Annotated in this window: 18 protein-coding genes; 11 read left to right on the forward strand and 7 right to left on the reverse strand. The window is 36.9% G+C overall.

What is annotated here, in order from left to right; all coding sequences use genetic code 11:
- Positions 1-110: 110 nt before the first annotated feature.
- From ACFS3A_RS20235 to ACFS3A_RS20270, 8 genes are all read left to right on the forward strand, one after another.
- Positions 111-650, forward strand: a complete 540-nt coding sequence (locus ACFS3A_RS20235) for a phage tail protein (protein WP_379827371.1) — start codon at positions 111-113, stop codon at positions 648-650.
- A 44-nt stretch (positions 651-694) separates the two neighbouring features.
- Positions 695-1,237 carry a phage tail protein gene (locus ACFS3A_RS20240; protein ID WP_379827372.1) on the forward strand — a complete coding sequence of 181 codons (543 nt, stop codon included), beginning with the start codon at positions 695-697 and terminating at the stop codon, positions 1,235-1,237.
- 14 nt (positions 1,238-1,251) lie between these two features.
- Complete coding sequence (locus ACFS3A_RS20245) at positions 1,252-1,791, forward strand: phage tail protein (protein ID WP_379827374.1); 540 nt, start codon at positions 1,252-1,254, stop codon at positions 1,789-1,791.
- A 65-nt stretch (positions 1,792-1,856) separates the two neighbouring features.
- Positions 1,857-2,987: a hypothetical protein gene (locus tag ACFS3A_RS20250; RefSeq protein WP_379827375.1), complete on the forward strand. Its 1,131-nt coding sequence runs from the start codon at positions 1,857-1,859 to the stop codon at positions 2,985-2,987.
- Positions 2,984-3,922 carry a formyltransferase family protein gene (locus ACFS3A_RS20255; RefSeq protein WP_379827376.1) on the forward strand — a complete coding sequence of 313 codons (939 nt, stop codon included), beginning with the start codon at positions 2,984-2,986 and terminating at the stop codon, positions 3,920-3,922. The genes ACFS3A_RS20250 and ACFS3A_RS20255 overlap by 4 nt, the downstream gene beginning before the upstream one ends.
- Positions 3,923-3,937: 15 nt before the next feature.
- Complete coding sequence (locus tag ACFS3A_RS20260) at positions 3,938-11,599, forward strand: T9SS type A sorting domain-containing protein (protein ID WP_379827377.1); 7,662 nt, start codon at positions 3,938-3,940, stop codon at positions 11,597-11,599.
- 53 nt (positions 11,600-11,652) lie between these two features.
- On the forward strand, positions 11,653-12,492 hold the full coding sequence (locus ACFS3A_RS20265; protein ID WP_379827378.1) for a hypothetical protein: 840 nt from the start codon (positions 11,653-11,655) through the stop codon (positions 12,490-12,492).
- Between the two features lie 300 nt (positions 12,493-12,792).
- Positions 12,793-13,389, forward strand: a complete 597-nt coding sequence (locus ACFS3A_RS20270) for a Crp/Fnr family transcriptional regulator (protein ID WP_379827379.1) — start codon at positions 12,793-12,795, stop codon at positions 13,387-13,389.
- A gap of 140 nt (positions 13,390-13,529) precedes the next feature.
- Here ACFS3A_RS20270 and ACFS3A_RS20275 read toward each other — a convergent pair whose 3' ends face one another.
- The 7 genes from ACFS3A_RS20275 to ACFS3A_RS20305 all read right to left on the reverse strand — a co-directional run bounded on the left by ACFS3A_RS20275 (position 13,530) and on the right by ACFS3A_RS20305 (position 20,392).
- A complete protein-coding gene (locus tag ACFS3A_RS20275) occupies positions 13,530-13,901 on the reverse strand; it encodes a group III truncated hemoglobin (protein WP_379827380.1) in 372 nt (123 codons plus the stop codon).
- 29 nt (positions 13,902-13,930) lie between these two features.
- Positions 13,931-14,698, reverse strand: coding sequence for an ABC transporter permease subunit (locus tag ACFS3A_RS20280; protein ID WP_379827381.1), 768 nt, complete (start codon positions 14,696-14,698; stop codon positions 13,931-13,933).
- Positions 14,682-15,404 carry an ABC transporter ATP-binding protein gene (locus ACFS3A_RS20285; protein ID WP_379827382.1) on the reverse strand — a complete coding sequence of 241 codons (723 nt, stop codon included), beginning with the start codon at positions 15,402-15,404 and terminating at the stop codon, positions 14,682-14,684. Before ACFS3A_RS20285 ends, ACFS3A_RS20280 begins: the two co-directional genes overlap by 17 nt.
- A complete protein-coding gene (locus ACFS3A_RS20290; protein WP_379827383.1) occupies positions 15,401-16,633 on the reverse strand; it encodes a nitrous oxide reductase family maturation protein NosD in 1,233 nt (410 codons plus the stop codon). Before ACFS3A_RS20290 ends, ACFS3A_RS20285 begins: the two co-directional genes overlap by 4 nt.
- Positions 16,634-16,848: 215 nt before the next feature.
- A complete protein-coding gene (locus ACFS3A_RS20295; RefSeq protein WP_379827512.1) occupies positions 16,849-17,814 on the reverse strand; it encodes a nitrous oxide reductase accessory protein NosL in 966 nt (321 codons plus the stop codon).
- 90 nt (positions 17,815-17,904) lie between these two features.
- Positions 17,905-19,878 (reverse strand): Sec-dependent nitrous-oxide reductase, encoded by a 1,974-nt coding sequence (gene nosZ / locus ACFS3A_RS20300; RefSeq protein WP_379827384.1) that lies wholly within the window; start codon positions 19,876-19,878, stop codon positions 17,905-17,907.
- Between the two features lie 37 nt (positions 19,879-19,915).
- Positions 19,916-20,392 carry a c-type cytochrome gene (locus tag ACFS3A_RS20305; RefSeq protein ID WP_379827386.1) on the reverse strand — a complete coding sequence of 159 codons (477 nt, stop codon included), beginning with the start codon at positions 20,390-20,392 and terminating at the stop codon, positions 19,916-19,918.
- A 123-nt stretch (positions 20,393-20,515) separates the two neighbouring features.
- Between ACFS3A_RS20305 and ACFS3A_RS20310 the strand changes: the two genes are divergently transcribed.
- The 3 genes from ACFS3A_RS20310 to ACFS3A_RS20320 all read left to right on the forward strand — a co-directional run bounded on the left by ACFS3A_RS20310 (position 20,516) and on the right by ACFS3A_RS20320 (position 23,858).
- Positions 20,516-20,884 (forward strand): hypothetical protein, encoded by a 369-nt coding sequence (locus ACFS3A_RS20310; RefSeq protein ID WP_379827387.1) that lies wholly within the window; start codon positions 20,516-20,518, stop codon positions 20,882-20,884.
- Positions 20,885-20,956: 72 nt separating this feature from the next.
- Complete coding sequence (locus tag ACFS3A_RS20315) at positions 20,957-21,802, forward strand: hypothetical protein (protein ID WP_379827388.1); 846 nt, start codon at positions 20,957-20,959, stop codon at positions 21,800-21,802.
- A 61-nt stretch (positions 21,803-21,863) separates the two neighbouring features.
- The gene (locus ACFS3A_RS20320) at positions 21,864-23,858 is read left to right on the forward strand and encodes a TonB-dependent receptor (RefSeq protein WP_379827389.1); all 1,995 of its coding nucleotides are present in this window, start codon (positions 21,864-21,866) and stop codon (positions 23,856-23,858) included.
- The last annotated feature ends 16 nt before the right edge of the window (positions 23,859-23,874 follow it).

The raw sequence follows: 23,874 nt of genomic DNA on the forward strand, positions 1-23,874 counted from the left end.
GAATTAATTTACAGTAATTTAGTATTGTAATAAAATACTGTCAGGTTACTTTAAAAAACCCAATCTGCAAAATAACTAAAAACAAATATTAACCTATTAAATTAAAAATTATGGATGGAACAGTTGGAGAAATTCGTCTCATTGCTGCCTCTTTTGCTCCAAGGAGCTGGGCATATTGTCAAGGACAGCTTGTTGCAGTACGAAGCAACACAGCATTATTCTCTATTTTAGGAACGACCTACGGAGGTGATGGCACCACTACTTTCGGCTTACCTAATTTTGCTGGACGTGCTTCGGCAGGTGCCGGTAATGGTCCCGGGCTTACACCTTATGTACCAGGAGAAATGATTGGAACAAATACTACAACATTACTAACTACAAATCTTCCGAATCATACCCACCTAACAACAGCAACCATCGCAATACCTGCTTATTCCGATTTTGGTGATCTGAATACTCCAAGTGGTAATAATTTAGCTTCGAAAACAAAAATGTATAGTACAGAAGCCGGAGAAGACAATATGAAACCGGCCAACTTTACACTTACACTTGCGCTTGCCGGCGGAACTCAGCCTATCAGCATTATGCAGCCTGTACTAGGGATGAATTTTATTATTTGCATTGCCGGAACATTTCCTACACGCAATTAATTTATTGAGTAAAACAATTAAATAACAAGCTAAAAGATCATACTATGGAAGGATATTTAGGAGAAGTACGCATGTTTGGCGGAAATTTTGCTCCACAAGGCTGGATGTTTTGTCAGGGGCAGTCATTAGGTCTTAATGATTACCAGGCACTTTATGTATTACTGGGAACCACATTTGGGGGCGATGGTATCAATAACTTTAATATACCTGATCTTCAGGGACGTATTCCGTTAGGAACAGGTACAGGGCCAGGATTACAGAATATCGTACTAGGCCAGATTGGCGGTACAGAAAGCGTAACTATGAGTGTTAATCAAATGCCGGGACATACACACGTAGCAACAGCAGGTTCAATTTCCATTCCAACCTATAATGCACCCGGTAATAGTGCGTCACCAACAGGTAACGTTTTAGCCGGTTCAGACACAGCTTATACTGCTGAAGCAACAGACGGTACATTAAAACCGGTAACATCAACAGTTACCATTGGGGGTACCGGAGGCAGTCAACCGTTTAACATCATTCAGCCTACACTAACTACTAATTACATTATTTGTGTAATGGGTATTTTCCCAAGTAGAAACTAAAACCAAAAACAACCATGGAAGGAACAATGTCCGAAATTCGATTATTTGCCGCCAATTTTGCCCCTAAAACCTGGGCATATTGTTCGGGGCAGCTGCTTGCTATAAATACAAATCAGGCCTTATTTAGTCTTTTAGGTACCACCTATGGGGGTAATGGTACAACTAATTTTGCATTACCCGACTTTAGAGGCAGAAGCGCAGTGGGAACAGGTAATCCGGGAGGTATTACACAATTCCCGTTAGGTGCGATTACGGGTACTAACACGGTAACCGCTACACTTTTAAATCTTCCGCAGCATACCCATGCAGGTCAAGGAGTTTTTACTATGAAAGGCTATGCAGATCTTGGAGACACTGCCACACCTCAAGATGCCTATCTGGCATCTCTAAATAATTTGTATTCTACCGTGAATCCTGATAGTGCTTTAAAACCAATTACACCTACAGTATCTGTAGGAATAACTGGAAATAATCAGCCCATTTCTATTCAGCAGCCATATTTAGGCCTAAGTTATATTATATGTCTTCAGGGAATATTTCCACAAAGAAATTAACAAACCGACACCCATTAGAAACTCTAATGGGTAGTTTGTTTTAAAAAAATATCTATAAATTATTTATGAAAATAGCTTTACTCTTGCCCCGATCTGTCATTTATCCTTCTATGTCTTTTGACATCATGGACGGCTTAAAATCGTCTCTCAAAAAAATGGGACATGGTGAAAAACATGAAATTGTAACAGCCAGTATAGGCCTTGGTTCAGATAATAAAGAAATTTATTCCTGTAGCGAGCAACTGCTTTTTAATAATACTGATATTATTATAGGGTATATTAATCCGGATACAGCTGAATTTATACAACCACTTTTTGCAAGTTCGGGTAAATTACTTATCGTGCTGGACAGTGGTTATCATTTTCAAAATTTTGAGAAAAAGTTACCTAATGTTTACTTTATTTCGTTAGAAAACAGCTTGTGTTCCCGATTAATTGTCCGTAAGGCTATAGAAGAAGGCCAGCAAAACTTTGCTTTTACCTGTTCTTTTTATGATGCGGGTTATCGTCCTTCTTACACATATGCTACTGCAGTGGAAGACAAAGGAGCATCGTTGCGTTATAATCACATCACTGCCTTAAAAAGAGAAGATTTTAATTTAGGACCACTGGAGGAGTTTCTGGAGCAAAATGATAATGTGTCTTTATTGGCTTCTTTTTGCGGGGATATGACCGAAGATTTTTTCAGGGAATCTGCCAAGCTTAAAAATATTGCTTCCTCTAAAACATACGGAAGCGGTTTTACTGCCGAGGAATCCTGGTTGAATAAAATTGCTTATCCCGGATACAACTGGAGCTGTGCCATACCATGGTCTGCTAATCTGAAAAATAAAGAAAACGAAGAATTTGTAAGCATGATGAATAGCATCCGTGAACAGAAAGCAAACGTTTTTTCTCTTTTAGGCTGGGAAGCCGGTTTGTTTATAACCCAATTCAACGGTCAGTCATTAGACAATATTACTATTGATTCCCCAAGAGGAAAAATACATTTTAATCCTGAAACAGGTTTTTCGAAAGCTCCTGTATATTATGCCACCGTAGCAAAAAATGAACAAAACGGAAACTGTCTTTTAGAAAATATAACAGAGATTAAGGAATTAGAAGAAGAACGAAGCCGTTTATACCAACATATACTCGCCATTCAAAATACACCTGTTAATTCCTGGTTAAACTCTTATGCCTGTTTAGACTCATGAATCCGATACGTGACATAGTAATTTTGTGCAATAACCGAATGGCTTTTCCGGCCATACAAACTTTACATAGTCTTGGAAGGTTACATACTATAGGTCTACCGGCCGAAAATGAAGATGTTAAAGCTTTCTGTTCTGTTTTTGCTGCAAAAGCAGGTGTGAATTTAATAGTGATGGAGAAATTGAAACTCAATATCCATCTTCAGGAAATTGTCAGGATAAATACTTTAAAATGTGTTTTTACAATGACCTTTCCCTGGAAAATACCTGAAGAAATTATAGAAAAAAATCCTAATGTGTTTTATAATTTTCATTACGGTCTTTTACCGGAAATGCGTGGTGCAGACCCTGTTTTTGAATCAATCAGGAAGCAAAAGCACGAATCAGGAATTTCTGTTCACGCTATTGAAAAAGAAATTGATAAAGGGAAAATCATTTTAAAAAAGACACTGCCTTTGCGCACCGATTTTACACATGGAATGCTTTGCACCCATTTATCCTATCTGGCGTCCTATATACTACCTGAACTTTTTACCTTATTGCATTTAAATGACAAAGGCGTACAGCAGGATGAAACTTTAGCACAATATTATAAAAAACCAACCATTACTGATGTGAGCATAAAATGGGAGCATCAAAATTCCAAATCAATACAGGCTTTAGTAAATGCTTGTAATCCTTGGAATAAAGGAGCTTATACCCAATGGAATGGTATAAACATACGTGTTTTGGAAGTTTCCCAGATCCAAACTGCAACGGAACAGGCAAAAACTCCCGGAACCGTTCTGGAAATAAATGAAAACAATGGCTTAATAATACAATGTTATGATAATACCCTGCTTCGTATAAATACTGTTTATACAGATGAAGGTTTTATGAGTGGGCATAAATTGCTCGCTTTTGGTCTAAAAAACGGCGAGCAGTTTGCCTCAATATAATTTAACTATCTTATTATGAAACATTTTTACTCTCAAATCAAAAATTTCTTAAATATCGCCCTCTTTCTGGGGATATTTTTGCAGAGTTACTTAGGTAACTCCCAGACGACCCTGGTGGCAGGAGATCTCCTCTTTACCGGGTATGACTCCTCCTATTCCAATGACGTTGGTGATGTGTATAGTTTTGTCTGTCTTAAAACCCTTAACCCTGGTACTGTAATTAGTTTTACTGACAGGGGATATTATGCACCAGACGGTACCTGGTCAGCAGCCAACAGCGGAGAAGGAGCTGTTACCTGGACTGTTGCGGCTACAGTCCCAGCCGGAACCGAAGTATATATAAAAAGTACCAATGCTTATACTTTTAATCCTAGCACAAATACTTCAACGCCAAATGGAACTGTGTCAAGAACTGATGGTACCATGACCTATTTTGGACTGGCTCTTTCCGGTACCGGAGATCAGATTTATGCCTTTCAGGGAGGCAGCGGTGTTATCAGCAATGGAGGTGTAACCCTTATTGCCGGATTACATTATAACCGTTGTGCGTCGGGAACTACAACAGCCGCCTGGGATACAGGCTGCGTAGCCAGTACCAATAGTTCTGCTCTAAAAACCGGTGCGGGAGGACTTACAGGCGGTACAAATGCTTTTTATACCGGAGAACTTTCTGGTGCAGCACCTCAGGCTGCTCGATTTGATAATTTAACGAACTCTCCTCTAAGTACAGCAGCCGAAATCAGGACTGCCTTAATGAACCAGGCAAACTGGACTCTTGGTACAGGAACGCTTACTATGCCTTCAGACCAGCCTTATTTAAGTACACCTACGGCTATTACAGCCAGCCCGTTAAGTAAAACTATATGCCCGGGCAGTACTACTTCTTTTACTGTTTCGGCTACTAATGCCACAGGATATCAATGGGAAGTAAGTACAGGTTCAGGTTACGCTGCTATCACAAATGGCGGTGTTTATTCAGGAGCAACTTTATCAGTGCTAACGATAACCGGAGCTACATCGTCAATGAATGGTTACAGTTATCGTTGTGTAGCAAGTGGAACGGGATCAGCGACTTCCGGTGCAGCAACCTTAACTGTTCCAACAGCCATTAATTCAGACGTCTTCTCACAAAGTAATGTAAGTACTTATGGCGGTAATAATGGTTCGGCCACACTTACCGTTTCAGGAGGAACATCTCCTTACTTTTATTCCTGGTCTCCTTCCGGAGGAACTGGCTTAACAGCCAATAATCTAACTGCAGGAACTTATACTGTAACTATTACAGACAGTACCCCTAATGGTTTAGGAGGCTGTACTACCACTCAAAACGTAGTTATAACACAGCCGGCAGGTTCTATTGTTTCTACGACTTCTTTAAGTGCTTTTTCAAGTTGTGGTGGTGCTTCAGCAGAGCAAAGCTTCACTATCCAGGGAGGCGGTCTAACCAGCTCTCTTGATGTAATGGCACCAACCGGTTTTGAAATAGCAACATCACCAGCAGGAATTTATGTTAACAATATATCTTATCCAAATTCTGGCGGAGTTGTTACAACTAAAACCATATATGCCCGTTTAGCTTCAACAGCCACTGGAACACCCTCAGGTAATATTACTATCTCCTCCACTGGTATCACAACTAAAAATGTTGCCGTAACAGGAAATATGAATACAATAACTTTTGCAGGACAGCCTTCTCCAACTGGAATTTGTACAGGGGGGAATGCTACTTTCTCTGCTACGGCTACTAATGCAACAGGATACCAATGGCAGGTAAATACAGGTTCTGGCTTTAGTAATATTACAGACGGAGGTGTTTATTCCGGAGCAACTACTTCAACTCTTTCTATTACAGGAGCAACTGCAGGAATGAATGGATATCTTTATAGAGTAACAGCATCAGGATCTTGTCCTAGTATTAATTCAAATAGCGCTGTGCTAACTATAAATTCAGTTCCGGCTATAACATCCCATCCTTCTGCTATTACAATCTGTGCAGGTGCGAATACTACTTTCTCTTCTGTTGCTGCAAATGCAACGGGTTATCAATGGCAGGTAAACACAGGCTCTGGTTTTACTAATATTACAAATGGTGCTCCTTATAGCAACGCAACTACCGCAACTCTTACTATAACAGGAGCAACTTCAGCAATGAATGGATATCTTTATAGACTTGTTGCGACAGGTTCATGTTCGCCAGACGCTACTTCGAATGATGCCGCCTTAACAATTAATGTAGCTCCATCTATTTCTTCACAACCTTCAGATGTTTCTGTTTGTACTAATTCAAATATCACTTTCAGTGCTACAGCAGCAAATGCTACAGGATATCGATGGCAGGTAAATCAAGGCTCAGGTTTCGGTAATATTGCAGATGGAGGTGTTTATTCCGGAGCAACTACTTCAACGCTTACTATAACAGGGGCAACTGCTTCACTTAATAATTTTCAATACCGTTTAGTTGCCACTGGAAGTTGTACTCCTGCAGCAACATCTAATTCTGCTGTTTTGAAAATATCTAATATTCAGGCGACTTCAAGTCAAACTGATATTGCGTGCAATGGAGGAAATACTGGTTCTTTATCCGTAAATCCAACTGGAGGTATAGGAACCTATACTTACTTATGGTCAAATGGAGCAACCACTTCTTCAATCAGTAATTTGACTGTTGGTAGCTACAGTGTGAATATTAAAGACGCCATTTTATGCGAAAAAACATTAAACTTTACTATCTCTGAACCAGCTGTTTTAACTGCTTCTCAAGGCACAGTTACTAATGTAAGCTGCTATGGAGGTACAAATGGTACTGGTACGGTAAATGTAACAGGAGGAACATCAGGTTATACGTATTCATGGGCACCTTCTGGAGGAACTGCAGCAACAGCAACCGGACTTGCCGCTGGAACCTACACTGTAACTGTAACGGATGCTTATTCATGCCAGACTACAGCAACTGTTGTAATTGGTCAGCCTGCCGCTGCTTTAACTGCCACTCCATCGTCGCAAACTAATATTTTATGTAATGGGTCTCCAACTGGATCTGCAACAGTAGCTGTTACAGGCGGAACCCCAAATTATACTTATTCATGGTCTCCATCAGGAGGAACTGCTGCAACAGCAACAGGGCTTACTGCCGGAACATATACCGTAACAGTTACTGATGCTAAGAATTGCCAGACGACACAATCGTTTACAATTACAGAACCAGCTGCAGCTTTAACTGCGTCAGCATCGGCACAAACTAATGTTTTGTGTAATGGATCTGCAACTGGATCTGCAACAGTAGCTGTTACAGGAGGCACAGGTGCCTATATCTATTCATGGGCTCCATCCGGAGGGACTGCTGCAACTGCTACAGGACTTACTGCAGGAACATATACAGTAACAGTTACTGATGCCAATAATTGTCAGACTACACAAAGCTTTACTATCACACAACCAGCGGCAGCGCTTACAGCATCTATTGGTTCTCAAACATCTGTATCTTGCAATGGAGGCGCTAACGGTACAGCAACTGTAGCTGTTACAGGAGGAACCGGTGCACGTACCTATTCATGGGCTCCTTATGGAGGTACCAATGCTACTGCAAACGGTCTTTCTGCAGGTACCTACACTGTAACGGTCACCGACGCTAATTTATGTCAGGCTACACAGAGTTTTACTATTACACAACCTGCAGCTCTTGTAGCAAGTGTTGGTTCTCAAACTAATGTCTCTTGTAATGGAGGAAGCAATGGTTCTGCAACTGTAAGTGTTACAGGAGGAACTGGTTCTCGTACTTATTCTTGGGCTCCTGTTGGAGGAACAGCTCAAACAGCAACCGGACTTGTTGCAGGGACTTACACTGTTACTGTTACCGATAGTAATTCATGTCAGGCTACACAGAGTTTCACTATTACACAACCAACAAGCTTAACAGTTACTCCATCACAAACCAACGTACTTTGTAATGGTGGTTCAACTGGAACAGCGACCGTAACAGTGTCTGGTGGTACTCCTTCTTATACCTATGTATGGTCTCCTAGCGGAGGAACTGCTCCAACTGCTACAGGACTTCCGGTAGGTAATTATACTTGCTTTATAACAGATGCTAATGGATGCTCAATTTCCCAGAACTTTACTATTGTACAACCAGCGGTATTAAGTGCTACTACATCTCAAATTAATGCCACATGTTCAACCGGTGGAGAGGCAACAGTAATCGTATCTGGCGGTACAACTTCATATTCTTATCTGTGGTCTCCAACTGGTCAGACTACAGCAACAGCAACAGGATTAGCAGCAGGAAATCATACTGTTTTAGTAACAGATGCTAATGGCTGTACCCTAACACGAAACTTTACCATTGGAACTACTAATACTTTAGTTGCCAGTGCTTTTCAGACCAATATTTTATGCAATGGTGTTAATACTGGCTCTGCCGGGGTAATTCCTAGTGGTGCTCCTGGTCCATTTACTTACGTATGGGCTCCTTCTGGAGGTAGTTCTGATACGGCAACAAATCTTGCAGCAGGAAATTATTCCGTAATAATTACTGCTTCTAATGGTTGTTCTATAGTAAAAAACTTTACCATTACACAGCCGGCAGCTCTTACTACAACTCCAGGTTCACAAACAAATGTTTCATGTAATGGAGGATCTAACGGATCTGCAAGTGTTACTGTAACCGGAGGTACAGGTGGTTATACTTATTCATGGGCACCTTCTGGCGGAACTGCAGCAACAGCTAATGGTCTTGCTGCAGGAACCTATACCGTAACAGTAACTGATGCGAACCTTTGTACTAAAACACAAAGTTTTACCATTACAGAACCAGCTGCAATTGTAGCAACAACATCTCAAACCAATGTTTCTTGTAATGGAGGTACAAACGGAACTGCAACTGTAAATGTAACAGGTGGAACCGGAACTTACTCTTATATATGGGCTCCTTCGGGAGGAACTGCAGCAACAGCTTCAGGTCTAGCTGTGGGAACATATACCGTAACAATTACCGATGCAAGTGCATGTCAGGCAACAGCAACAGTTACGATAACAGAACCTGCTCCTCTTACTGCAACAATTGCTAGTACCAATGTAACGTGTAACGGAGGCCTAAATGGAACTGCAACAGTAACTCCTTCAGGAGGAACTTCACCTTACACCTATTCCTGGTCTCCTTCTGGTGGGACTGCTGCAACTGCTTCCGGATTAAGTGTGGGAACGTATACTGCAACAATTACAGACGCAAATGGATGCTTCATAACAAAAACGGTTACTATAACAGAACCAACAGCAATTGCAATAACAGAAACGCATACTAATGTACTATGTAATGGCGGAAGCGATGCAACAGCTACAGTAACTGCAACAGGAGGAACAGGAAGCTATAGCTATTCATGGGCTCCAATGGGTGGAAATGCTGCTACAGCAAATGGTCTTAGTGCCGGAACATACACAGTAACAGTTACAGATGCTAATTTGTGTACTGCCTTAAAAACGATAGTTATTACACAGCCATCTGCATTAATTGCAACCACATCTCAAACTAACGTTTCTTGTAATAGTGGTTCTAATGGAACAGCTACAGTAAATGTGACTGGAGGAACCGGAGCTTACTCTTACTCATGGGCTCCATTTGGTGGAACTGCCGCGACTGCTTCCGGACTTACTGCCGGAACTTATACTGTAACTATTAAAGATGCCAACTTATGTGAAACAACTGCTGACGTTACGATTGCAGAACCAGCAGCGATTACGACAACAATAACAAATACAAATGTTTCATGTAACAGTGGTTCAAACGGAACAGCAACAGTAAATGTAACAGGTGGAACCGGAACTTACTCTTATGTATGGGCTCCTTCAGGAGGGACTGCAGCTACAGCTACAGGTCTTGCAGCCGGAACTTATACTGTAACAATTACTGACGCAAATACATGTCAGGCAACAGCAACGGTTACTATAACACAACCTTCACTTCTAACAGCGACAGTATCTAAAACTGATGTTTCTTGTAGTGGTTCAAGCGACGGAACTGCAACAGTAACTCCTTCAGGAGGAACTTCACCTTATACCTATTCCTGGTCACCTTCTGGTGGAACTGCTGCAACAGCTGTAGGATTAAGTGCAAATACATATACCGTTACTGTTACAGATGCCAACGGATGTTTTGTAACTCAATCAGTTATTATTGGTACAACTCCAGATATAACTGCTCCGGTACCTAACGTAGCTGTTCTGCCTGAGATTACAAATTATTGCTCTGTTTTGGCTTCACAAATTCCAACTCCAACAGCAACAGATAATTGCGTGGGAACTGTAAACGGAACAACAACAGATCCTTTAAATTATAATGCTGTAGGTACTTATACCATAACATGGAAGTATGAGGATGCAAGTGGAAACACTACTACACAAACACAAACAGTAAAAGTAGTTGCTTCTCCTATTAATGCAGTTACATTTACTGATGCCCAGTTTACTTATGATGGAAATGCGCATTCTCTTCAGGTTGCTAATCTTCCTACAGGTGCAACTGTTGCTTATTCAGCAAACAACGGGTCTACAAATGCAGGAACTTACGCAATTACAGCTACAGTAACCCCTGCCGCTAGTTCACCTAACTGTTCTCCAATAGTTCTTACTGCTAATCTGATAATTAACAAGGCTGCACAACAAATTACATTTGACGCAATTCCTGTTAAAACACTTGGAGCAAATAATAGTTTTAATTTAACTGCAACTTCAAGTTCAGGCCTTCCGGTAACCTATACTTTTACTTATACTTCGGCGTTGGCGCCTGCAACCGTTTCAGCAACAGGTGCAGTTACAATGTTAAGATCCGGTCAGGGAGTAATTACAGCTCATCAGGCTGGTAATGGTAACTATCTTCCTGCAACAGATGTTTCTCAAACATTAGTAATCCTGAACAACAATATCGATGTTAAGAGCATTACACTAGGAAACAAAGTATATGATAATCCCGGAAAAACAATTTATCATTTATTAGCATGTGGAGAAACGAATCCAAATGTTTCGATTGTAAACGAATCAGATGCCACGATTACACCATCTGCTAATTTCACGATTCAAACACCTAAACCGGGAATTTATACTCAGAATGCCACTATCACATCACAAGATGGAAGTACATCTGCAGTATATGCTATTACAGTCGAAAAACCATTTGCGTTCTTTGATATTGTACATCAGAAATTCAACAACGTATTACTTGTGAATAATAATCCGCAAACAAATGGTGGTTATGAGTTTGTAGCCTATCAATGGTTTAAAAATGGTCAGCCGATGGGAACAGGTCAATACTACTCTGCCGGAGAAGGCGTTAGTACTATTCTGGATCCTACTGCAGATTACAGTGTAAAAATGACCACTAAAGATGGCAAAGTATTACAAACCTGTACTTCTAAAATTACGATAACTAATAAACTTGAGGCTAAGCTTTATCCTAATCCGGTTCAAACAGGAAAAATCATTACTGTTGAGGCTGATTTTCCTGAAGCAGAATTGCAAAACATGACGATAAGTCTTTACTCTATTACAGGTCAATTAGTTAAAACGGTACAATCATCTTCAGTGAAAACTGAAATACAATTACCTCCAACAATAGAAAGCAGTATGTATCTGGTAGTTCTTGAAACTCCTAATGTCAAAAAATCTTTCAAAGTAATTGTAAAATAAATTAAATCCTGCCAGTACCAGATCAAAATGGTACTGGCATAATATAACTTAAGATGAAAAAATATACAACATCACTCGCTATAATCACAGCTTTTTTAGCTGCTTGTTTTAATAGTTTTGGTCAGGATAAAAAACATGAATTTGCCATTTCTGTAGGCGGACCTTTTTCATTTACAAAATCTGTTTCTGCAGGAGAATCAGTTCCCGGGAATGGTATCAATGCAGGTATTCGTTATTCTTATTACCTAAATGAAGGTCTTAGTCTTGGAATTGGTGTAGAATACCAAACCTACAACACAGACTTAAAGTTTGGTTCAGCTTCAGGGCAATATAACAGTATTGATGCCGAAAACGAAGCATTTCAGTTTAGATATCAGGCTACAAAAATAAGAGAAGAGGAAAAATTAGGATATATTAATGTTCCACTAACGATTCAGTTCGAAACTCAGGGCAAGTCAAAATTATATCTGGCTGCCGGAGCAAAAATAGGTTTTGCTTCGAGCGGAAATTATGAATCATCAATAGGAAATCTTACTACAAGTGGTTACTATCCGCAATACAATGTGGAACTCTTTAGCCCTTCATTTGCAGGATTTGGAAGTTTCGATAATGTAAAAACACCTAATCAGGATCTTAAAACCAAAACTTCTTGTTCTGCTACTTTTGAAACTGGTTTAAAACAAGATATCGGAAACAGAAATTCCATTTATATTGGTGTTTACTTAGATTATGGTCTAAATAATATCTATGATAAAAATAACAACAGGAATTTAGTACAATATAATCCTGAGCTTCCTGTAGAATTTACATATAATAGCGTATTTGATTCTGGCCTGGCAAGAGATATGAGATTAGTTTCATACGGTTTAAAATTGAGAATCGCAATGCGTTAAAATCAATTACCAAACAGGATTACACTTGTCCTGATTAACTAAACATAATTTTTGCCACTTCCAAATGTAAAAGCATGAAAGAAGAGATTTTTCTCTTTTTTCATGCTTTTTCTTTATTCATAAATCCGCACTCTTATCCTGCTACAATTTTTCGAATTTCATTCGAATACCTTTTAACTAAAAATAATCCAAAAACTAACAATTATCATGTTTTATTTTCCTTTTAATACTTTCTTTTGCTTCAATCAAAACAATGCCAAACACTTAGCCAATTCTTTATAATACCTTAATTGTTTCGCCATGCACATTGACACTAATTTACTTTATACTTGGGGAGCTGTAGCGAAAAGGATTCCTAGAAACGCAATCATTTTTTTTGAAAATGATCCTGCACTTTCTTATTTCCAAATTCTGGAAGGGACAGTAAAAATGAGTTACACGAACGAAGACGGTAAAGATTTGACAGTTGGCATTTTTAATAAAGGAAACAGTTTTGGCGAACCACCTCTTTTTATTGGACAGCCTTATCCCGCTTCAGCAATAGCTCAGACAGACTGCGTTTTATTGAAATTATCCAAAACAAACTTTTTTTCTTTTCTTAAAGAAAATCCGGAAATGCAATTTAAGATACTAAAACTGTTTGCATGGAAAATCTATAATAAAATTGTTTTTTCTAAAAATATAGTCAATCACAAACCAGAACACCGTATTCAGTATTTTCTAGATAATTTGAAAAAACAGCACGATATCGCACCTACGGCAAAAATGAAAATTCCCTATACGAGAAAAGAAATTGCAGATTTTACAGGTCTACGTGTAGAAACCGTTATACGAACAATATCACTTATGAACAAGAACAAAAAAATTGAAATTGTAGATCATAAATTGTTCTATTAATGTCGTTGTTTATGATTTGAATCATACGTAAACAATTCTATTTTTTCTTTTTTTGTATGAGGTTAATAAAGAAATTATTAATTCAGTTCTATTATCTTTAAAAATCAAAACGGCAGCTTAAAAAAGCTGCCGTTTTTGTATTAAGAGATGAATTTATTCATCATTAATTTTGCAATATTTTCTGCTCGCAATTTTATTTCATCAGCTTTTTCTCCCTCAAACAAACTATCGACTGTTTTTTTCCAAAGCTTTGTCCAATGCTTAAAGTGAGCTTCTGTAAGCGTACTTTTCTGATCTAGCATCCGATGTTTCATCATAGGGTTTCCATCAAAATTACCTGTATGAAAAAGAATGTTATCCCAAAAATCATACATAATCGGAAGGTGTTTCTGCCAATTGACCATGGCGACTTCTGTAAACAAATATCCTATTGTTGAATCTGATTTTACTTTTAAGTAAAAAGCATCGACCAATACGATTATATCATCTTTATTTTTAATATCTGTTTTCATATTCTATATTCTAAATAAATAATGAGAGATTAAAGATCCTTTTGCTCAAATTTTCTAACCGAAATTACAAACGGAACAGTAATCCATAAAATAAGTAGTAGAAGAGAAATTAGCAATCCGGTAGTTGTTCCAAAAAAATCTTTAAATATTGCTCCTGTATACCCCATCATGGCAGACTGATCCAAATGAAGCAATATCTGTATTCTGGCCAAATCAATCGGACTCGAAGCTGTAATTGCAACCATCGCTTCTTCAATTGGATATTCAGCAAATTGGAACAAGAGAAACAATACCAGCCCATCAAACAATATTGCAAAATACATCCAGAATAAAATGGCCAAACCTATTCCCTTTGCTTTATCCCGAGTTAAAATACAGCTTAAAAAAGCCAATGATACAAAAACAATTGAAATTAAACTTCCAGACAGAAGCATCATTAATCCCGCCATTCCTGGCGCATTGAATAAAAGCGGAATTCCTGCTCCAAGAAAAAAAGCCAAAAACATGGCAATAGAAAGACCTGCAAACAAACTAATCCAGATTTTTTTTCTTTTTATCGGTTGGCTCAGTAAAAGCTCAATAAATTCTGAACTGTTGTAAATATAGATCGTCGAAAAAAGAATGGATACAAGCGGAACTGTGAATAAAATCACATTTAAAATAGTCAATAAACCTTTGGCTGTATTGTCTTCAAGCATAAAAGATCCCCATGAAAGCAAAGCGAGAATTAAAGCATAACTCACAACAATCTTATTTTTAAGAATATCTAATAAGACAATTTTAATTATTCTGTTCATGTTGTTTCTCTTTTAATATTGTGGCAATAGATTTTGAAATTTTGGTTTCTCCAGTTGATTCCAAAAGATCTTTAATTGTTTTATGAAAGTGTACTTTTCCGTCCTGCATAAAAATAATTTGGGTAATCATATCATCTAGTTCGCTTAACAAATGTGAAGTGATCAAAATTAGTTTTCCTTTATTTTTCTCTTTGATGATTTTTTCTTTCAGAATTTCAGCTGCCAGCGGATCAAGTCCTGCGGTCGGTTCGTCTAGAATTAAAACATCGGGATTAAAAAGGAAAGCTAGTGTTGCACTTACCTTCTGTGTTGTTCCTCCGGAAAGTGTTCTCATTTGTTTCTCGCTCATTCTATCTAGTTTAAAAGCTCTTATTAAATCTTCATCCAATTCTTTCTTCGAATTCCGAATCTGCTTGATCATGGCGATAATCTGTGCAATTGTCATATTATCAGGATAACGGCCAATTTGTGGCATATAACCAATCTTATTTCGATATTCAAACTTTTTTAATACCGACTCATTTTGTAGCAGAATATCTCCGCTGTCTGGTAATACCATTCCTAAAATTGATTTGATCAGAGTAGTTTTTCCGCAACCATTTGGACCAATAAGCGCAATGCATTCCCCTGCATTAAACTCAAGGCTTACATCTTGTAAAACCTTTAGCTTGCCAAATTTTTTATTTATATTTTTTAAAGTAATCATAATGCAAGAGATTTCATTTCGGGAGATTCATCGACAAAATTATCAGGTGTAATGCTCGGAAGGATTTTTTCTGATTTATCCAAAAGCGTAATCATAAAACTTCGGAACAAAAGCATCGCCGACGGATTGTTTTCTGTAATAACAGCAAAAAGACTTAGTGGATGAAAAGGTACATCGCCAATTCCGTCCCGATTCAAATCGTAGCCTTCATATTTATCCCAATAATTATTATTAAAGTGATTCAAAACCAAACTGCCGTTGGTGCTAATATCGAAAGTGTTAGAAAGAAAATTATTAAACGAAATCACATTATCCATACAACTTGCCTGTACTTTCATTCCCCAGCCGTTATCTTTAAAAATGTTTCTTTCTAATTTTACACGGCTTGTTCCTTCCATATAGATTCCCGAAGTATTGCGGATAAATTTATTTCCAACAATATAGCTGTCTGAAATTTCCTTAAGCAATAAACCGTAAGCGGCATCGCCCCAATTCTCCTCAAAATAATTGTTGAACATTTTTACGTTTCTGGTAAACATAACAGCTACTCCTGCTCCGTTATTTTTAAAAACATTTCCGATATAAGCATCATCATTAGAAAACATAAAGTGTAATCCGTAACGAATATTAGCTTTAGAGATATTGCGCCAGATTACAGAATTAGAAACAAACTCAAAATAAATTCCGTCCCGATGTCCAGTAATCCTATTGCCTACAATATGCATACTATCGCTTTTCCAGCAATGAATACCATTCCCGATACGCTGTTCTTCTTTCTGATAGGCTTTTATTGTATTGTTTTTTACTACACAGTTGGATCCTTTCTGAACATAAATTCCGAAAAAATTATTCTCCAACAAATTGTCTTTTACAACAACTCCGATTTTATCGTATATTTTAATTCCACAGGGATCATTCAAAGAGGCATATCCTGAATTTATCACTTTAAATCCAGAAAAAATTACGCTGTCGGCTTTTATGGAAACTACTTCATATTTTTGCTCTCCATCCAGAATCGGCAAGTCTTTTCCCTGTAAAATTAATTTTTTATCAATACTAATATTACCTTCTCTGTAAACACCTTTATTAACTATAATGGTATCGCCAGATTTGGCAAGTTCTATTGCCTTTTTAATTGTTTTAACAGCTTTGTTTTGGCCAACTTCAATTTTCTGAGACCAAAGGCAGTTAAAAAACAATATGAATGAAAGACAAAAATGCAGTTTCATAATTTAAGATTTTAATTAGGAAATCCCTTTAAGAATAATCTTTCAACAGATAGAAACATAGTTTTTTGACATTTAAAAAGCGCTTCACTTATTAATACAAATAGTCAATTTATGCGTAGAAATCTGTTTCTTTTACATTCTTTTTCGAAACAAAAATCTATGGTTCTATGTGCTGAAATAATTTTATATTGTTACCTAAAGGCTAGGACAATTTTTTATTTATTCAAAATTGCCGTCCACTCTATTTCTTGTCCTTTTGATTGTGCTTCAAAAGCTTTTGCCTCGCTTTTATTTAAAAAAGCGGCAATATTTCCGTTCATTGGACTTTTTATTGCTCCTCCGGAAATAAAAAAGGCATTTTCTGCCTTTATCAGTTCATTATCTTTGGTATAATCATGAACATAATATGCTTTTATTTTAGTGTCTTTATGGTCTTTACAATAATGTGCCATACAAGCAACATCATCAAATTTATAAGCTCTCCCTTTTTCTGTAATAATTTCTGCGCCATGTCTTCCATCACTAATTCCCATCATACAAAAATCACATTTATCAGTATTTAATTTAATAGGAACTGGTTTGTCGCCGGAGCAGGAAAAAAGAAAAGCAGGAACCAGCAGAAGGCCCAAGAACCGTCCAGAAGGTTTAGTGTATTTTTCTTTTATAATAGCAGCAAAAAGCAAAGCTCCTACTGCAATCAACATCCATCCTCCTATATCAGGAATTGAATAAGCTCCAAAATTTAATAATTGTTTATATCCAAGCATTGGGGGCTGATATGCCATTCCGGGAACTCTAATGGCCGCATTCGGATCTAGATTATGGCCGTATTCGTAATTCCATCTGTAGAAATCGCAAGCAGACAATATCCCAAACAACACAAAAGAAAAAAAGAAAACAAAGAGTCCTTTTCTTTTTGATTTCCACGCACAAGCAATTGAAATAATACCTAATGTGGCTAGAATAAACGGTAAAACTTTAAACTCAATAAAATCTTTGGTATGCAATGTTTTCATTCCAATATAATGATTCAAACCGTTGATAATGTCTACATCTCCTGCAATCTTAAAGGCATGAAGCTTTAAAACCAAACCTTCCGGATATTGAGGTGCTGTAAGCTCAATTTTCCAGATTGGAAAAAAAACGGCACCAATCAATAATAGTCCTGACAAAAAGAGCATTATTTTAGAAAAAGCTGATAGTTTTTTATTTCTCATAATAATTCAAAATAAAAGGGAACAAAGAATACTTTGCTCCCTTCTGGTTACTGTCTATTCTTTTGGTAGATTCGTACCTACACTGTAACTTATCGGAACATTACTTCCTGCTGGCGAAACTCGCACATATCCCTGCATTTCCTGATGTAATGCACTACAGAAGTCTGTACAATAGAATGGGAAAATTCCTTTTTTCTCAGGAACCCATTTTAATGTTAAAGTTTCTCCTGGCATGATCAGCAACTCGGCATTGTTTGCTCCTTTGACAGCAAATCCATGAGGAACATCCCAATCCTGCTCAAGATTGGTAACATGGAAATAAACTTCATCTCCTACACGAATTCCTTCGATATTATCTGGTGCGAAGTGAGAACGAATACAAGTCATATAAATATGTACTTTATTACCTTCTCTAACAACTTTAGATTCTTTTTCTCCTTTAGTCGCAAAAGGATGTTTGTTGGCTGCAATATCATAATATTTCAGCTGTCCGTTATTTCTAACTTTATCTGCTGGAATACCTTGAGCATAATGTGGTTCTCCAATAGTTGGAAAATCTAATAACAACTTCATTTTATCGCCGCTAATATCAAATAACTGAGCACTTTGTGCTAATTCTGGTCCAGTTGGCAAGAAACGGTCTTTGGTAATTTTGTTGTAAACCACCATGTATTTTCCAAATGGTTTTTCTGTATTTCCTCCAGGAACCATTAAGTGTCCAGGAGAATAATAAGTTGCTTTTCTATCTAAAACTTTTAGGTCTTTGATATTCCATTTTACCACTTCAGACGAAACGAACATTGTTGTATAAGCATTTCCTTTTCCATCAAATTCTGTGTGAAGAGGTCCTAAACCTGGTTTTTGAACTTCTCCATGAAGAGCAGCCTCGTATTTGACAACTGGAATTCCAGCATAATTGCCATCAAATTGTTTTTTAGCAATTGCATCTTTCAATTTTGTGAAACTGAATACCGGAATTAAAGCTGCTAATTTTCCACTACCTATAATGTATTCACCTGTTGGATCAATATCACATCCGTGAGGCGATTTTGGACAAGGAATCATATAGCATATATCTTTCAATTCAGAAGCATCTAGAGTCAGTACCTCATTTTTAATTTCAGATTTAGCACTTTGAGTTTTCTCATCCCAAGTATTGTGGGCATACTTTGCAGGAATTCGTTTTCCTTTACCTGCTTTTATATATTCTTCTGCTTTTTTCCAATTTACCGCCATGATAAAATCCTTATCATTTTTAGAAGCATTAACTTCCAATAATGTATTGGCTTGCTCTGTGTTATAACAGGAGAAGAAAAACCATCCGTGAGATTCTTTTTTACCTGGATGGCTAAGGTCAAAATTTACCCCTGGAGCTACGATTTGGAAAGCAAGATCCAACTCTCCTTCTTTTCCAACTTTCACAAAACTTAAATATCCTTTAAAGTTTTTCTTGTATGTATTAATTGGAACATCTCCGTTATCATTATCCGCAGGAACACTAAAACGGCTGGCTCCTACCACATATTCTGTATTCTGAGTAATAAATGGCGAAGAGTGATTTCCTCCGCAGTTTGGAAGCTCAATGATTTCTGCAGTTCTGAACGTTTTCAAATCAATACGTGCAATACGAGGCGTATTATTCGCATTGGCAAAAATCCATCTTCCGTCTACTTCTCCATTGGTCTGTGATAAATCCAAGTGATGCTGATCGTCCCAAGGTACATAGCCGTGTGAAGTATTCAGCATAGGTTTTGTTTCTTCACTGTAACCGTAACCACTTTGCGGATCTTCTGAAAAGACTGGCATTACCTTTAATAATCTTCCGCTCGGAAGTCCATAAACACTGACCTGACCGCTAAAACCACCTGATACAAAGTTGTAGAATTCATCATATTTTCCGGGTGCTACATACACTTTTTGAGCCGCATCGCCTTCAACAGCGTCTGTAGAATCTTTTGGCTTACACGAAACAAAAAGAGCACACCCTAACGTAACAACGAAAATCGATTTTAAAAATTTATTTTTCATAAGGTTATTATTTAGATTTTGATTTTGATTTTTTTAATTATTTCACCCCATCATTCTGACGCATATATTCTAAGATAGATCTTGCTTCATCATCTTTTAATCCCTGATTTGGCATACGAATCATACATAGTTCAAGTTGTGCCTGCAATTCTGGGTCTTTGTCAATCATAGGATCTGGATTGGTAATAAAATTCATGATCCATTGAGGTGTTCTTCTTTCTGTTACCCCTTTCCATCCAGGGCCTACTAATTTCTCGTCTGTAGATTTATGACATGAGGTACATTTTACTTCAGCAGTCTTAAGTCCTTTCTCTGCTAAGGCTTTGTCTAAAGAAGCTCCTAATTCAACTGTTTCATATTTTCCGATACCTCTTTTAGGATCGTAAGATTCTGCATCAGCTGTTTTTTCTGTAGGTGCAGGAGTTGAAAAATCCTGATCACTGTTTGACTTCTCTTTCCCGCATGATAACATGAGGAAAAAACCAAACATTGTTACTAAAAATAATCTGTTCATTACTTTGTTTTTTTACTTGTTAAACTTTGATCAAAATTCTAAAACTTGTTTTTCAAAAAGTATGATTACAATCATATCCTCAAGAAAAAGTTCATAATACCTTCGTATTCTTAAAAAACAATAATGAAATTTTGTATTTATATATTTTTATTTGCAGTGGTATTCAGACCAGCTTTTCCATTTTTGGATTATATGGTCAATTACCATTATATCGCAACTGAATTGTGTGAAAACAAAAATGCGCCAGAACTTCACTGTAATGGAAAATGCCATTTGAAAAAAGAACTGGCAAAAAACTATAAAAATGATACGCCGGCTTCTAACGAAAAGAAAAGTGAAACAGCAGAAACTTTCGTTCTGTTTATTGTAAAAATCCCCGCTTTCTTTTTTGAAGAAAACACCGTTTCTACTTACATTGTGGATACATTTTACAGCAACTTATATTCTCATTTGGAGGCTGTCAACATCTTGCGTCCACCAATTTTCATCTGATTTTTATTTAATCTTTTTCTCCATCGAATTATTCGACAGATATTCTATTATCATTATTTAAATTAAAATCTCATGAAAATTTTAAAATACACCGCACTTTTATTTCTAGCAATTACCTTTTTCTCTTGCTCTTCTGATAACGACTCTTCAATTCCGGTTGATGAAACAAGCGGACTTCATAAAATACAGGAAATAACCAATGATACTCACATAATAGAATTGTATTCTACAACTGGTTCTTTGGTTCAAGGCTACAATCATATATCTCTTCGAATAAAAGACAAGAAAACCAGTGATTATATAACCGATGCTAAACTTGAATGGACACCGCTTATGCACATGAGCATGATGCAGCATTCTTGTCCAAAATCTGAAGTAGAGAAAAGGGACAAGAAAACGGTATTCGAAGGAGACATCATATTTCAAATGGCGCAAAATAAATCAGAATATTGGGAACTAACCATTACTTATGAAATCAATAACACCACTTATACCGCAACAGACAAAATAAGTGTCCCTGCATCAACAAAACGTACCGTAAATTCATTTAAAGGCAGTGATGGAAAAAATTATGTAATTGCGTATATCGCACCATCTTCTCCAAAAGTGGCGCTTAACAATATGACAGTTGGACTTTACAAAATGCAAGACATGATGACATTTCCTCTCGTTGATAATTATAACATCAAAATCGATCCAAGAATGCCAAGTATGGGAAATCACGGTTCTCCTAATAATACAGATTTAAGACAACATGCTGACTATGATGCTCTTTACACAGGAACACTTTCTCTAACCATGACAGGATATTGGAAAATAAATCTTCAAGTTTTGAATAATGATAATGAAGTCATTAAAGGAGAAGCTGTTACAACCGATAATCCGGAAAGCAGTCTTTATTTTGAAATTGAATTTTAAGCCAAAAATAACAAGGAAGAGACAGTAATCTTATTGTCTCTTTCTATTAAAGTACAAAATGATGAAAAATCTAGCAGCGATCTTTCTGGCTGTATTTTCAACAATATGCTGGGCACAGGAAAAAACAAATGATAGTCTTGAAACTGTAAAACTCGATGAAATAATTGTCATTGGACACAAACCTTCATTACATTTAAAGCAAGCCAAATCACTAACCTCTATAGAAGAATATTTATCAAAATCATCAAAAGTTAATATGATTAAAAGAGGCGCCTATGCTTGGGAACCTGTAATTAATAATATGGCTACAGAACGCACTGTGATTACAATTGACGGAATGCGCATATTTGGTGCCTGCACTGATAAAATGGATCCGATTACTTCTTATGTCGAGGTTTCAAATTTAGCAGAAGCAACCATAGCATCCGGACAGCAAGCCAGCTGTCACGGAGCAGGAATTGGAGGATCTGTCGATTTAAAACGCAATCAGTTTAATGATAAAGATACAGGCTGGAACGGCACTTTAAATTCTGGTTTTGAAAGCAATAATCTGCAAAAAATTATCGGAGCATCTTTAGGATACAACAATTCTCGATTTTATACCCATGTCGATTTTATGCATCGCAATGCCGATAATTACAAAGCTGGCGGTAATAAAGAAGTTAGTTTTTCACAATTTACCAAATACAATATTTCAGCCAGTGCAGGTTATTTTTTAAACAAACAGAATATTTTAGAAACTGCTGTTATTTATGATAAAGCTACAAATGTTGGTTATCCTGCACTTCCAATGGATGTTTCTTTAGCAGAAGCTAAAATTATATCTCTAAGTTATAAATACTTGCCAAAATCCAGTCTAATAACAAATTGGGAAACAAAAGGATATTACAACTCCATAACCCATAAAATGGACGATACTAAAAGACCAAATGTACCTATACATATGGATATGCCAGGCTGGTCTGATACGTATGGTTATTATTCAAGAATTAAAGGAAAAATCAAAAGCCATAGTTTTCTAGCTGACTTGAACGGTTTTTACAACAAGTCCATTGCAGAGATGACGATGTATCCTTCAGATCCTAATGAAAATCTAATGTTTATGTATACTTGGCCAGATGTTAGAACTTTATACAACGGATTGTCTTTAGAAGATAATATCAAAATTTCTGAAAAAGATCATATTAGAATTGGCGCTAATCTTGGATTTCAAAATAATAGAGTTTCAGATGATTTTGGATTAGCGAGTCTACGCATTTTTTATCCAGATATGGATGCTTCAAAAAACCGTTTTCTAAAAAGTTTTGCAACAAATTATACAAAAAATAAAGGTCAATTTGAATTCGGATTTGGTTTGGCTTACGCCGAAAGAGCGCCTTCTGTTTCTGAAGGTTATGGTTTTTATTTGTACAACAGCAGTGATTTTTATGATTATATCGGAAATCCAAATCTAAAAAATGAAAATGCTCTCGAAGGAAACTTTTCAATTGGCTGTAAAACATCGCAATTAACAGCAAAAATTACAGGATCTTATTTCTATTTTTCAAATTATGTAATAGGCAAAATTGATCACAATACGCTTCCTATGACTATTGGCGCATCTGGAGTAAAAAGATATGAGGCTATAGACAATGCCAAAATATTTAATACCGATTTTAACCTTAGTTATGATTTTCTGGAAAACTGGCAGTTTAAATCGCAATTGAGTTATAGTTATGGAAAAGATGATCAGGGCAACAATCTTCCATTTATAAGTCCGATTAGATACAGCACTGGAATAGATTTCAAAAAAGAAAATTTTAATGCTGGAATTATTGCTTTGGGAAATCTGGCTCAAAATGAATTTGCCAAAACGTATGGTCAGACACAAACTCCAGAGTATCTCATTTTTGGCATAAATGCCGGATATTCTTTTCATTGGACCAAAAATATACTAAAAATACAGACCGGGTTAGAAAATCTATTTGATAAAAACTATACAACCTATTCTGATTGGAACAAAATTCCGCATATGGGACGAAATTTTTTTGTTAATCTATCATTCAGTTTTCCCTAAAATTAAGTTGATCAGG

The sequence above is a fragment of the Flavobacterium notoginsengisoli genome (assembly GCF_042686225.1).
In the GTDB taxonomy this organism is placed as follows: Bacteria; Bacteroidota; Bacteroidia; order Flavobacteriales; family Flavobacteriaceae; genus Flavobacterium; species Flavobacterium notoginsengisoli.

What these genes read in the sequence shown, in the direction of transcription:
- nosZ (WP_379827384.1), bottom strand. Translation starts at nt 19,878, where the DNA reads ATGAAAAATAAATTTTTAAAATCGATTTTCGTTGTTACGTTAGGGTGT.
- ACFS3A_RS20290 (WP_379827383.1), bottom strand. Translation starts at nt 16,633, where the DNA reads ATGAAACTGCATTTTTGTCTTTCATTCATATTGTTTTTTAACTGCCTT.
- ACFS3A_RS20255 (WP_379827376.1), top strand. Translation starts at nt 2,984, where the DNA reads ATGAATCCGATACGTGACATAGTAATTTTGTGCAATAACCGAATGGCT.
- ACFS3A_RS20235 (WP_379827371.1), top strand. Translation starts at nt 111, where the DNA reads ATGGATGGAACAGTTGGAGAAATTCGTCTCATTGCTGCCTCTTTTGCT.
- ACFS3A_RS20240 (WP_379827372.1), top strand. Translation starts at nt 695, where the DNA reads ATGGAAGGATATTTAGGAGAAGTACGCATGTTTGGCGGAAATTTTGCT.
- ACFS3A_RS20320 (WP_379827389.1), top strand. Translation starts at nt 21,864, where the DNA reads ATGAAAAATCTAGCAGCGATCTTTCTGGCTGTATTTTCAACAATATGC.
- ACFS3A_RS20315 (WP_379827388.1), top strand. Translation starts at nt 20,957, where the DNA reads ATGAAAATTTTAAAATACACCGCACTTTTATTTCTAGCAATTACCTTT.
- ACFS3A_RS20260 (WP_379827377.1), top strand. Translation starts at nt 3,938, where the DNA reads ATGAAACATTTTTACTCTCAAATCAAAAATTTCTTAAATATCGCCCTC.
- ACFS3A_RS20305 (WP_379827386.1), bottom strand. Translation starts at nt 20,392, where the DNA reads ATGAACAGATTATTTTTAGTAACAATGTTTGGTTTTTTCCTCATGTTA.
- ACFS3A_RS20310 (WP_379827387.1), top strand. Translation starts at nt 20,516, where the DNA reads ATGAAATTTTGTATTTATATATTTTTATTTGCAGTGGTATTCAGACCA.
- ACFS3A_RS20245 (WP_379827374.1), top strand. Translation starts at nt 1,252, where the DNA reads ATGGAAGGAACAATGTCCGAAATTCGATTATTTGCCGCCAATTTTGCC.
- ACFS3A_RS20270 (WP_379827379.1), top strand. Translation starts at nt 12,793, where the DNA reads ATGCACATTGACACTAATTTACTTTATACTTGGGGAGCTGTAGCGAAA.
- ACFS3A_RS20280 (WP_379827381.1), bottom strand. Translation starts at nt 14,698, where the DNA reads ATGAACAGAATAATTAAAATTGTCTTATTAGATATTCTTAAAAATAAG.
- ACFS3A_RS20265 (WP_379827378.1), top strand. Translation starts at nt 11,653, where the DNA reads ATGAAAAAATATACAACATCACTCGCTATAATCACAGCTTTTTTAGCT.
- ACFS3A_RS20250 (WP_379827375.1), top strand. Translation starts at nt 1,857, where the DNA reads ATGAAAATAGCTTTACTCTTGCCCCGATCTGTCATTTATCCTTCTATG.
- ACFS3A_RS20275 (WP_379827380.1), bottom strand. Translation starts at nt 13,901, where the DNA reads ATGAAAACAGATATTAAAAATAAAGATGATATAATCGTATTGGTCGAT.
- ACFS3A_RS20295 (WP_379827512.1), bottom strand. Translation starts at nt 17,814, where the DNA reads ATGCTCTTTTTGTCAGGACTATTATTGATTGGTGCCGTTTTTTTTCCA.
- ACFS3A_RS20285 (WP_379827382.1), bottom strand. Translation starts at nt 15,404, where the DNA reads ATGATTACTTTAAAAAATATAAATAAAAAATTTGGCAAGCTAAAGGTT.